This window comes from Spirosoma pomorum (genome assembly GCF_054776615.1).
This window is the reverse complement of the sequence record NZ_BAAHBP010000001.1, coordinates 1,111,793-1,124,006: the sequence shown is the minus strand read 5'-3', so window position 1 is coordinate 1,124,006 and position 12,214 is coordinate 1,111,793. Positions and strand designations below refer to the sequence as shown.

The 12,214-nt window shown below is 46.8% G+C and carries 7 protein-coding genes; all 7 read right to left on the bottom strand.

Annotation, left to right across the window (positions count from 1 at the left end):
- Nucleotides 1-6: 6 nt before the first annotated feature.
- The 7 genes from ACYVAD_RS04620 to ACYVAD_RS04590 are packed head-to-tail and all read right to left on the bottom strand — an operon-like array spanning nucleotide 7 to nucleotide 12,211.
- Nucleotides 7-3,063, bottom strand: coding sequence for a tubulin-like doman-containing protein (locus ACYVAD_RS04620; RefSeq protein ID WP_461138283.1), 3,057 nt, complete (start codon nucleotides 3,061-3,063; stop codon nucleotides 7-9).
- A 35-nt stretch (nucleotides 3,064-3,098) separates the two neighbouring features.
- Nucleotides 3,099-3,878, bottom strand: coding sequence for a hypothetical protein (locus ACYVAD_RS04615; RefSeq protein WP_461138282.1), 780 nt, complete (start codon nucleotides 3,876-3,878; stop codon nucleotides 3,099-3,101).
- 17 nt (nucleotides 3,879-3,895) lie between these two features.
- Complete coding sequence (locus tag ACYVAD_RS04610) at nucleotides 3,896-7,453, bottom strand: Ig-like domain-containing protein (RefSeq protein ID WP_461138281.1); 3,558 nt, start codon at nucleotides 7,451-7,453, stop codon at nucleotides 3,896-3,898.
- A gap of 54 nt (nucleotides 7,454-7,507) precedes the next feature.
- Complete coding sequence (locus tag ACYVAD_RS04605) at nucleotides 7,508-8,761, bottom strand: hypothetical protein (protein WP_461138280.1); 1,254 nt, start codon at nucleotides 8,759-8,761, stop codon at nucleotides 7,508-7,510.
- Entirely contained in the window at nucleotides 8,758-9,687 is a 930-nt protein-coding gene (locus ACYVAD_RS04600) for a hypothetical protein (protein ID WP_461138279.1), read from the bottom strand. Before ACYVAD_RS04600 ends, ACYVAD_RS04605 begins: the two co-directional genes overlap by 4 nt.
- On the bottom strand, nucleotides 9,684-11,018 hold the full coding sequence (locus ACYVAD_RS04595; protein ID WP_461138278.1) for an OmpA family protein: 1,335 nt from the start codon (nucleotides 11,016-11,018) through the stop codon (nucleotides 9,684-9,686). The genes ACYVAD_RS04600 and ACYVAD_RS04595 overlap by 4 nt, the downstream gene beginning before the upstream one ends.
- Nucleotides 11,018-12,211: a hypothetical protein gene (locus ACYVAD_RS04590; protein ID WP_461138277.1), complete on the bottom strand. Its 1,194-nt coding sequence runs from the start codon at nucleotides 12,209-12,211 to the stop codon at nucleotides 11,018-11,020. The genes ACYVAD_RS04595 and ACYVAD_RS04590 overlap by 1 nt, the downstream gene beginning before the upstream one ends.
- Nucleotides 12,212-12,214 lie beyond the last annotated feature (3 nt).

Sequence of the window (12,214 nt, the reverse complement as noted above, 5' to 3'; positions counted from 1 at the left end):
GGGGCTTTATTGTTTTAGGATTGTCATAGCCAGCTTACCATTGTCTCTGAAAGCGGCATAAACTGGATCGGTTATACTACCTCCTCTTGACTCTTTGAACTTCTCAACGATCGACAACACTTTGGCTTTGAGCTCGTCACGCTTTGCCGCTTGTAGAAATTCACTCTGTAGTTTGATTTCTACTTCTTTCTTGAGAGATGCTAGGTCTTTGATAGGCATATTCTCCTTAGCCTGGTGTAAATCTGCACCGAGGAAAATTGGAGCCTCGTCAAAACCATCTTCATCCTTACGTACTAAGGCTAGTTGCTTGACTCCGCGCTCATCTTCTAATTCTGTAAATAACCCCATAGCAAGAGCAAGTATCATATATGGTGTATACTCGTCTCGCGTAATTGTTTTGACGTACAAGTCAGGATGTTGACTGCCATCTCCTTCGAGATGTAGTATCATCCGGCTCTTTGCTTTTTCTCCAGCGTTTGGATGGTAGATGACCTGCCGATCGTAGCCCTCTTTCAGATAGCTAAGTTGCCCTACGAACCGTAGTGGAAATAAATTTGTGACGGTTATTAGTACAATCTCATGCTGACGACGGGGGTCGTTTTGGGGCACGATCGATACACTTACATTGCCCGTCGTTGATATATTTTGCCGAAACGCGTCCTCTAACTTGCTTACAAAATCCTGCTCTTCCGGAGCATGAGGGATAATGACCGTGTAGGTTACTACTTTGCTCGGTTTGTTAGGAATACCATCTCCCTTTTTATTGATCTCGTCTGTGTTAAATTGTAGGTAACTACCAGACTGCTTGACAATATCCCGGACAAAAACTACGAGGGCCTGATCATTTCCTGCATATTCTTCGCGTAGCTTCTGAACGATACTCTGTCCCATGAACTGCTGCTGCTTAGGCAACGCATCGTGCCAGACCGCAGCATTTTCTTCTGATGCGTCAGATAATGTGTCCTGGAAAACGACATCACTTATTTTACCATTGAAGTTGCTAAAGGTCTGTGTGTTGCCGAGAATGCCCAAGAGTCGATTACGAACGTTACCGGCAGTGGTATGCTGTAAATTTTTGTTTAGGACGAACGCAGGTAAAGCTTGTATGACTTTATCCCGGTCGTAAAAACGAATAACATGCTCATTCAACTCTAATCCTTTATCCTGTAAACGCTCCTTGAGGCCGTTGTCAAAGCTTTCTATAGATACGGCAAGCGTTTGGACAGTTTTGGCAATGTCTTTCTGTAGATTGGCCAGTTGAAGATTATACGATCCTAACAATGATTTGGCAAACTCCCATCCTGCTAAATTGGTACGTAATCTATAAAGCTGAGTTAATACCTCAGTATGAGCGATCAGCATATTTTTATGCTTACCCATTGTTCTCGCCAACACTCCTATGTTACTGTATTCTTTGTTATTGGCACTAATCTTGGCTTCTTCAGCGGGAATTTCTTCACGAATTTTGGTTATTTTCCCATTGGCTTCAGTAATCTTGTTCAGAACCCATACGCCCAATGCTTCAGTAATTTGCTGAATGTTGTGCATTGAGAACTCCCCATTGCGCCACAAATCAATAAGCTTTGCCTCTAAGCGTTGCTTCATTTCCTGAGCAATGGCGCTTTTGGCGGATTCTTTATTCGCGTAAAAGTTTTTTACACCATTTCCACGGTACTCATTGTCAAATTTTTCGGCGAATAGACGTTCAATCTCCCGTAGCCACTGCGACCAATCCTGCTGCATAGCTGTCTCCATCATGGGAGCAGCTACTACTTGCCAATATTCACTGATTAGCTTCCAGTTTTTGTTATTTCTATCACCTTCGAGTATTCCTTTTGAATAGGTTAAATGCTCATTTGTTAGTGACCAAGCTTCAAGGTTTGCTTTATCTTGTACGTAAGAGGTATAGTCGATGTTTTTAGGCTTGTTGTCCCAGCCTATATCATCGTTCCAGTTATTGTAGAGTAAATGCTGTGTTGCTTGATTCGCCAGCGTTAACGTGGTGTACTCCCGAATTTCTTCCTCTGGAATAGCAATTCGTTTTAAACCGAACGTTAGAAAGCGCTTGCTACGCTCCATGATGTTGGGGTCATTAGGAGACGTTTCTGGGCTACTATCACCATTCTCTGCATTTTCCTGACGGCTTAGTGTTGCTTGTGGGTGTTCATCTTGACCACCAACGACTTGTACAGTTTCAAGTGCAATTATCTTCTGATAGAGAAAATCCGCAATAACATCAGGTAAGCGCTTATCAACATCAACTAGGTACCCATTCTCGTTCTTATTGGAAAATAAGTAGCACCCATTGAAAGGATCTTGTAAATCCAATTGAAGTTGATTTGGATTTTTAGCAGACAAATCAACAGGTTTAAATTGGCCGATACTTAGCGCGTTCAATTCTCGTAAAGCGGCATATCCGTTAGCGTGATAAAAGCCAGTCATGTCCCGGTTAGGCTTTGGCTTCTCGTCAGGCAAAAAAGCGTAAATAACAATACGGTACTCTCCCGGATAAGACGGACGATAATTGCTTCGGATTTGAGTTACAATATCGACAACCGTACCACTACCTGTACCACCTGCTAACCCACAACATACATGGAACGTTACGTTGGGATCTTGAGAGTTCTTAACTAGCTCCTGAACTTGGGCGTTTAGAGCGTTATTGACTGCTGATACATTGGTGGATAGAAGAAAACGGCCAAGCCGTCTTTTTTGGCCACCTGCTGCATCACCGACAATACTTCCTAGTACATCATTCCAAACTGCTCGATCACCAATCCAAGGCTGAATACCTGGGTATTGGTCAACGGAATTGAGAACAGGTCTAAGGTTTTGACCCTTTATCCGGACCTTACTATTTTCTCCTAGCTGTACGCTTTTACCAAGAATCTTCCACGTTGGATCTTCTAATCCCATCAACTCATCGCTAGAGTCAACATATAGATATCCTAGGTGAGCGTTATCGGGTTTTGTTTTGCGGAATTCCTGGTAAATGGTTTTACGAAATGCTCGTATAACCTTACCACCTGTACCACCAAGCCCTATAAGTAAGTGATTAGCCATGTGTATGTCTTTAGGTTTTAAGTAATGAAACGGTCTTACTTCTGAATACGAATGTCTTTGTAGGCTGCATATCCAATGGCTCCCAACGGAATCGCCATTACTAGTAGATACAATATCACAAGAGCAATACGCGATAATGTCACAGTGCGTGGAGTTTGTGCGCTCAACTGTGTTTTGATAGTATCTGCCGCAATACTAATTGCCTGTTCTGTAGAGTACGTAGTGCCAGGTCTTTGGCTAAAGTGATGCACAACATCGTTGGAAATATTCTCCGATGATTGCGAAGGATTAGACCAAATGATTTTACTAAGAAAGGGATGTTCTTGGTCAAAATGATTACAGGCAGCTATTGCATATACTTTTGCTGCTGCCTCCTGAGACGCTTTTTTGGTTGCTGGGATAATCTGACCTCCACTTTCAGGAGTAGGATGATCAGAGAAATTTTCAATATTTAGATCTTTTACTTTGTAATAAGCATTCTTGAACGTCGCATGACTCCATTGATCGTCTGCTTTGATTTCGTACGCTTCCCAAAGGCTAACAATAGCTGACGTGACACTCTGCATGTATTTTAACCCACCAAAAGCCAAGACAAAAAAGAAGGTTAATACGCTTGCGATTACAGTGAGGAACTGGTGAGTAGCCGTTAACCGAAAACGACGATTCCAGAGTTTTACGTAGTTATTGCACAGGTACCACGATAAACCAGCCATAACAAAGGCCGCTAACACGGTAATTGTCATGGCCGAGCGGTTAGTGGCGAGTAGTAAGACACCACTAGCAAGTAATTTGAGTAGTTCAGTGATCGCAGACATTAGTTACGGTTAAAAAGTTACTGTTTAATAATTGACTTACCTTGCACACCGTTTGACTCGGTTTGTACTTTCAGGAAGTATGTACCGGCGGGTTGAGTGCCTAACTGGAAATGTTCGGTCTGGGGCGTGGTAGTTGCCTGACGCGTGACCTGTCGGATGATAGTACCAGCGGCATTAAGAACCTGGAACGTAACGGCCTGCCGTGTTGGCGAACTCCAGTCAACCGATATATCGCCAGCGGTTGGGTTGGGGTAAGCCTTAACGGAAATTGGTTCAACAGCCGGCTGTATTGCCAAGGGGGAAAGAACACGTAGCACGTAAGAGGCTCTTGCCGCACTCGTACCACATTCAGTCGCTAGGTTTGTAACAGTATATGTCTGCGATGCAGTTGGCCGGACCCAAATCACTTTTAAAGAGTCCGTAGCCACAAGCGGAGTGCCGTTAAAATTGAATGTCCATGGCCCATCACCCGTTAATCTGACACGAATGGCGGTGCTATCGCCGGGATAGATTGAGCCGTCACCGGAAAGCGTAGCGGTAGCCTGATTAGAAACCCGTACTTCAATACTACTAGGTTGACTTTCGCATTTATCTGTCTCGTTTCTCTGCGTTACGTAATAAACGGTATTGCCAATTTGAGCGGTGTTGGGTCGAATCTGAGTAGCCGATTGCCCGCTTCTGTCTGCAGTAATGTACCAAGTTAAAGTATTACCTGTGGTAGCAGTAGCTGAGAGAGGTATGCTAGTTGCACCAATACAATACTTTACAGTAGAACCAACTGTGGGTGGTAGGGGCTGGGGTGCAATTCGCACGATGATCTGTGCCTGAGGGCTAATGCAATTACCTGCCTTCTGCGAAACCAGATACGTAAACGTAGTTGGTGTTCTCGTCGATGGAATAGGGGCTATTTCGCTGGTGCCGGTAATGCCAGGTCCCGACCAAATCAGGCCAAGATTGGGACTCGCAGTTAGTGTATCTGCTGTAGAATTCTGGCAAAAAACTTGGTTGGCTTTTACACTTGGTGCCACCGGGGCTGATACAACGGATACGGACACAGGCTGCCGGGGACTCTCACAATTATTGGCATCAGTTTGCGTAGCGTAATAAAATGTAACACCAGGAAATTGGGTTGCTATAGACTGAATAATAGAAAAGGGCGTTCCGCCTACTTCCTGGATATACCACTTTATGTTTGTTCCGGTTGCGGTAAGAGAACTAGGAGTTTCACCAACACAATATCGTACTGAAGCCGCTACTGGGCGCGCTGGGGCTGCTCTGACAACGACGCTGACAATAGCCTTTGGACTCTCGCATGTATTAACCGTCTGGGTGACAGAGAATGATTGCACACCCGTCGTTGACGTGCTCGGCGTGGGGGCTATGTTTGATTTTGTACCTGCCTGATTATACCAACTGAGTAATGATCCCGCAGATGATCCCGTAGCCGTCAATGACGTAACCGTTGAATTCTGGCAAAGTGTCGTTTGTGCCGGTACGGTTGGAGCATTGGGAATTGAGTAAATCATCGCTTTTACGGGAGTGCGTGGACTCTCACAACCGCTTACTATCTGAGATACGTACACAATTTGCTCACCCGCCGTCTGACTGTTTATTATGGGTGGATCATTCGAACCGGTTCCTCCAGTAGCCGTTGTGTACCAGACCGCATTGGGAACTGTTGTTGAAAATTGTCTCTGCGTACCCTGACAGACCGAAACACTACTGACTGTAGGGGCGGCCGGTCCGGTATTCGGCGTTACATTGATAGCCGCCCGCGGACTCTCGCAACCGTTTACCGTCTGACTAACGTAGTAGGTTCTGGCCTGGGTAGATGACGGCGTAGGAGCATTAGTAAGCGACAAGGATGTAGTTGCCGTTTCGTACCATTTCAGGTTTATGCCGGTTGCACTGAGTGGGCTGGTAACGGTGGTCGAGCAAAATGATACGTCCGCCACTCTGGGTGCATCGGGTCGGCTGGTGGTGATGGATGTAGAGACCGGGCTGGTTAGTGTACTATAGTCAGTAGCACCGGTTGTGGTTGGTTTTTGAACCACGATTTGAATCCGATAGCCTGTTCCGGCACTAATCGATGTTGGCAGTGCTGCCGTGATGGGGCTTGCGCTACCTGTACCAATCGTTATAGCGTTGCTAAAACTACCGGTTGCATCAGATAGTTGCGCCTGATACGTCAGTCCCGCCGGAAGCGTCGGACTCGCGGTAAACGGAACGGAAAGCGGTAAGCCAGGACAATAGGTGCCGGACAACGGGCCCGTTGTTAAGGTCGTGATCTGATTCTGTCTGATTGAAATCTGCGCTGATCCACTGATGTTATCGCTAACACCACAGCCGCTATCTCTGAAACCTCGTATGGACGACTTGTCAAAGGTCGTCGCAACTGAAAAGGTAGGGGCTATCGTTGCCGAACTAGCCGACGACGTTGATGAACGAAGCGTACCATTATCGACATACGTGAATGACCATGGAGCCGTGCCCGTGAATGTTAATTGTACTGATGCTGTAGAGCCGGCCGTTATAGTCGAGCTTCCCGAAACGGTAAGTGTAGGCTGAGCGACAACGCTGACAGAAGCAGTATTACTTACTACATTAGTTGCCGTGGCAGACACACGAAACCGATACGTACCAGCGGTGATTGAGGCTGGCAGTGTTGCGCTGATGGGGGACGTAGTACCTATACCAGTTAAATCCTGTAGCAGACTGCCATCGGTATTGACTAACTGAACCTTGAATGTATTTCCAGTAGCGAATGTACCCGTGGTCGAAAAAGGAAACGACACAACGGAACCTGCGCAATAATTGCCAGACAAAGCTGTGGTCGAAATCGCTGTTGTAGCCTGAACATTAGACCTGATAGTGAACTGACTACTGGCACTCCCTAAAACGTTAGCGATTAGCCCTTGGGTGACAACTCGAACCCGGTATATCCCGGCAGAGGTACTACTGGGAACAGTAGCTTTGATGGAACGGGTACCGCCGTAACTGGCGCCTTTCTGCTCCCGGCCACTGTACTGATCCGTCGAATTCAACAGATCGCCCAGCACCGCAAGGCCATCGGCGCTTAACAGCTGGATCTTAAATTTACTCTCGGCTAGCTCTACTGGAAACGTACCAGCTCCTGTGCGGTAAGACACCGTAAGTTCAGTGCCGGGCGGGGCCTCCGTTACGTTCGGGCTGATTGTCGTGATACTAAGCGGTTTTACTGTAATGGCTACAGAGCCAACGACCGTTCCGGTGAAGTTCTTGATTTTTGACTGGTCAATCACCAGGCTAGAAACCGGGCGAATCGTGACGAAACCGTCAGTAGTAACTTTTTTGGTTGTGTTTTCCCCAGGCGAATCGATGTCAAAGGACTTAGTGCCCGTACCACTGAACTTGACATAAAGAGGAGCATCGCCGAACTGGGTACCGGCCTGAAAAACGTTACCATCAAAGGCTGCATCAGGGCTGGCGGTAGGATCACCGTAATAAAGGTTCAGCGTTACCTGAGCCTGAGCCGTGGCAAAACTCACTAGAATGAGTAAGCCGATCAACCAATATCGATTTCTGTGAATAGTCATTTTAAGATAAGCTTTTGGTAAGGGCCAGAGCCCGTTCAGGTTTATTGTTAGCCCCTATCTTCCTGATTTTAGTAATTGGCGAATGCCGTTGACAATCAGTCCGCTGCCGACCAGGCCGCCACCATAGACGCCATATATTCCTGGCTGGGCGTAGCTGGTAAACGACATGGGTTTAGCTGGAGAATCACCCGGTTGCTGGGAAAGAGTTTGCCAGACGGTGTACTCGGCGTTAAGCGAGGTAAGTTTACTAGTGTAGTCGTTGTAGCTACGTTGTAGCGAACTGTAACCAACATAACTGGCCCCCAAAGCTGCCGTTCCAACGACGATTTGGAGCCAGGCAATTAAGCGTCTTGACGGAACTACCTGACCAAAAGCAAGTGAAGAACCATTGGTTTGCCGGAAGGAAAGCAGTTTATCATTGTTCGTCAGCGTAATGCTGACAAAAGCCTGACTGGTATTGTCGATTTTGCGATATTGATAAAAGCCTAGCGGGACTTTATCGGTAGTGGAACGGACAACGGTAAGCCAGTTTTTGTCCCATTTCGCCGACACAGAATCTGAAGCGTTATCAATACCCCGATAAAGAAAGACCTTGCCAGTAACGGGTTTCGCTGATACTCTACCTGGCGAAATAACTGGCTTCGTCTCGCTGATAGTTAACCCTTCTCCCGGCTTAGGAAAACCCAGGCGAACGATGAGCGTACGCCATTTTCCGTCTACCTTTTCTACCCGCAACTCAGCAACGCGTTGGAGCGGCTGGTAAGCAACATCGGTCTGGTTGTTCGGATCTGTGTATTTTCCGGTAAACGTTGAGGTGAAAAAGACCTTGACGTAAGGAAAAGCCTTCCCCTCGATCAGCGTAGACGTAATGACTCTTGAGAATTTGATCGTTTCTTCGTCCGATTTTGAGTAGAACAGAGCCAGATTTTTCAGGTACCGATCAACGGGTAAGTCGGCTGTAGTTTGCGACGACGTGTGTCTCGGATCGATATCATCCTCTACGACAACGCCGTCGTTGTAAAAAATCTGTGCTGGATTAGGTGGTGTGCTGATCAGGTAGCTTTCCTTGATGCTTTTATCCAGCTGGTTCTCGGTCGGAATCGTGGATGTTACCAGGGTCAGTAATTCTTCCAGGTTTTTGATGGTGCTCTTAGCCTGAAACGTAATTTCATCCCGGTCCCGTTTTGTGATGGTTGTATCACTATTGTTGACGTGAGCCACGTAAATCTTTTTGACGCCTTTCTGCGCCAGTACCGGTGTTCCCATTAGCACCAGGCCCAGTAAAAGGAAGGTAAAGGTCTTTTTCATAAGCAATTGGTGTAAACGATACGCTGTTGGAAGCCATCACCTCTGGCATAGCCCAGTGAATAGCCTGCTTTGGTGTAGGTATGTCTGTAGGCTAATGTTTCTGGAGTAGTACGGCCGTTCAGTGTCTGTTTAACTATAGTCTTAGTCAAATTGTGGACGTAGGAGTGACCGCCTAGATCGAGCGATGGAATTCCCCGGAACAGTAGCTGAGTTTTGTTCCAGTACGGGTTGGTATCGTACTCGTATCTACGTGTTACTTGCGGAGAGCCTGCTATGGTAGAGTCTTTTGTCAACTGACCCTGAACATCGAATTCATAACCAACTTTGGTCCCATCGGCGAGTGTACGAGTTGCTACTTTTCCGTTTGTTCCTACCGTCGTGGTTGTGCCTACTTCGGTAACCTGCGTCAGTTTACCGCTACTGTCGAAGGTATAGCTACGTACCGGCTGCTGTTGAGCATTGGCTTCAACGTATGTCTTTACCTTGCCGCCCTCGTACGTGTATCTGTTGTAACCTATCGTTTGTCCTGACAGAGCATTATTAATAACTACTTGCTGAATGAGCCCATCCTGATAGGTATAGATGTAACCTTTGTTGTCGCGAGTCTGACTGCCACCTGTATAAAGCGTAGTCTGATCAAGCCGTGAAACCAGAAAGTGGTCGGCCGAATAGGTGAAATTCTGACGGGTGTTGTTCGTCAATGTATCATTTCTCCACTGGCGATACGTGATCTCCTCAACGTGGCCAAAAGAGTTATAAGCGTAAGTCGTTGTATCGCGGACCAATTTGTTAACATTGGCAATACGGAAAATCTGGCAGGTTCCCGGAATGCCGGAAGCTGGTATAGTAGGTTCCTGGTGGCAGCCAATGACTGCCACCAGAAGAAAGAACCAGGAAGGACAACGTAGTGAGTAGAGTTTTCTCATTGAGCGGTAATTAGTTTTAGCGAAACCCGCCGGTTAAGCGCTTTATTCGTTTCGGTATCATTGGGGGCAATGGGTTGACGGCTACCAATACCGTCTTTCGTGAGCTGGTTATCGGCAATCCCCAGATTCGTTAAGAATCGAGCCGTTGCCATTGCCCGGTAGAGAGATAAGGTTCGATTGACCTTCGGATCGCCCACATTATCGGTATGCCCTGTGATCTGGAGGGTATGAGACTTGTGCGCTTTCATATATTGGGCTATCTGTTTCAGGACAGCCTGCGAATCGGACCGGAGTTGGTAACTGCCCTGTTCGAAGTAAATCATCGGGATCGAATCGGGGAGGGCCAATGTCGGGCCAGCTGTTATGGCCTGAAGAGGAGCCATAACAACACGGACCGGAGCTGTATTCTGAGCAGGCTGGTTGACCGCAATGGCATTTAAGCCCGTAGTCAGACGAACCGGCCGACGGGTTACTTTATCGCCGTAACGTACCAGTAACTCGTATGAACCCGGTACCAGGTCATAGGCTACATACTGATGCGCGTAGCCTGACACAGTGAGTAGAGGAATCGTTTTTGTTGGTGTGCGGAGCTCGCAATACGTTGCATTGGGCGCATTGACAGAAAACAGCGTTAGTTCGCGTTGCAATCGTATTTCATGCAATAACGACTGGCCGGTCAACTGCTCAACGATCAGATTGCCGTCGTAAGGCTGGTAACCAGTGGCCCGAACCTCCAGCGCGATAATGTCTTTCTGATCAAAATCACGTTCCAACTTACCCAGGGTATTCGTTCCCAGGCAGCGTTTCTCGCCCGTTTTCGTGTAGAAAAAGCAGACACTGGACGAGAGTGGTTTACCCAGAATGGCGTCGGTAACTAGAAACGTATTGTGCTGAACAGCATTGCTGTCATTGACGATACTGTCCGACTGGACATAACTGGTCTGTTCCGTCTGCAGGTAAGGCGTATCCTGGTTTTGTTTGTCCACCGGTATGAGCGGAATCATAACCGTAACTGGCTGATTGCGCTGATTTGTCGAAAGCCGGATTGGAATCGTTTGGGATCGGTAACCAGTTCGCTCGATAGACAGGGCCGTTGTTCCGCAGGGTAGAGCTACCGAAAACGTACCTGAGTCGCTACTCATGCCTACTCGCTGCCGTCCGGTGGCGGTTTTTGCCAGTAAACGAGCTGCGTTCAATCGCTGGTGAGTGGCATAGTCAAGCAGCGTTCCCTGTAAGCGAAGGCACAAGGAATCCATCTGCTGTCCCCGCACCAGCAGCGGAATAGCACACAGCCATAGAAGTAAAAGCTTAGCCAATTTTTTGTGACTCATTAGTCCGTAGCCGATACGCCGATAGATCCCAGAAGTAGAGCCCACTTTACATTAGTCTCCCCATCTACTGTTTCGACATAGCGATCCAACTTAACCCGTACATTTTTTTGAGTTACATCCGTATAGATGGTATTAGCTCCATATCCTATGAAGGTTTGCTGACCGGTTATGACGCCGTAGTAGTTACCGTCTATAGCCTGAGACAACTCTTTGAGGAATTGTATTTCAGACCATTGAATATCAACAGCTTTGTAGTTAAGCCGTTTTAAATTAGTCAAATAAGTACGTATTGGATACCGGCGAGAACCAGGCTGATTTTTAGAAGTAACCTCCATCGTTGAACCAGGCATGAATAATTTTACAGCCTGATCAATAGCCTGATTCCGATCGTAATCAGAACGGGATTTGTTGGCGATGACTTTTAAGTAAGAGGCAAACTCATCTACCTTTTCCAGGGCCTTCTTACGATAGAGTTGATAGTCAGCTTGACTGAGAACCAATTTATTGGTTTGAGGAATAGAAGCTTCCTGTCTAGAAAGTGTAGATTGATTGTCAGTTGAATTTTCTTGTTTTGGTCTTTGATCTGGATGGGGTAGTGTCTGGCTTTTTTCTGCGGATGACGTTACAGAATTAGACGACACCGTTGACGAATTTGCTTGGAAGTTAACTCCTACAGGCTTTTTAACCGTGGCCAGTATTGGAGCTACTTCAGTAGCTTCCCGGATTAGATTATGTCGTCCATCACTGTAAAGGATAGCGAGAAGTTCGCCTTTGGAAATAGAGGCAGATTTACCATCGTTCGTCAGGTAATTAACGACGGCATCGTTTTCGTACGAGATTTTAGCTGGAATGACTTCAAAGGGAACAGCTCGGAGTAAGTAATCCTTGTCCTGCCAGACAGTCGTAGTCAGGAAGGTTTCCAGTTCTTTTTTTGCCTGTACCGGATCGGTACTTAGGTTACTGATAACCAGGAAATTACCTTTTCGGAACGCGACCAATATATTCTGCCGCTGGAAACTGTACGTGCTGAGTTTATCGCTTTGCTGTACGGTGAACGTAATGCGATCGTCGGCAACATCTGTAAGCCGTGCATTTTCGAGCTTATTGCCGTTCGCCGTATAGATGGCGTCCTGTCCATACAGTACCGGTGATAAGCCAATCAGGAAAAAAAAAGCGAGTAGTTGTTGCTTCATAGT

Coding starts and splice junctions, on each gene's coding strand:
- ACYVAD_RS04620 (WP_461138283.1), bottom strand. CDS start 3,063: ATGGCTAATCACTTACTTATAGGGCTTGGTGGTACAGGTGGTAAGGTT.
- ACYVAD_RS04615 (WP_461138282.1), bottom strand. CDS start 3,878: ATGTCTGCGATCACTGAACTACTCAAATTACTTGCTAGTGGTGTCTTA.
- ACYVAD_RS04610 (WP_461138281.1), bottom strand. CDS start 7,453: ATGACTATTCACAGAAATCGATATTGGTTGATCGGCTTACTCATTCTA.
- ACYVAD_RS04605 (WP_461138280.1), bottom strand. CDS start 8,761: ATGAAAAAGACCTTTACCTTCCTTTTACTGGGCCTGGTGCTAATGGGA.
- ACYVAD_RS04600 (WP_461138279.1), bottom strand. CDS start 9,687: ATGAGAAAACTCTACTCACTACGTTGTCCTTCCTGGTTCTTTCTTCTG.
- ACYVAD_RS04595 (WP_461138278.1), bottom strand. CDS start 11,018: ATGAGTCACAAAAAATTGGCTAAGCTTTTACTTCTATGGCTGTGTGCT.
- ACYVAD_RS04590 (WP_461138277.1), bottom strand. CDS start 12,211: ATGAAGCAACAACTACTCGCTTTTTTTTTCCTGATTGGCTTATCACCG.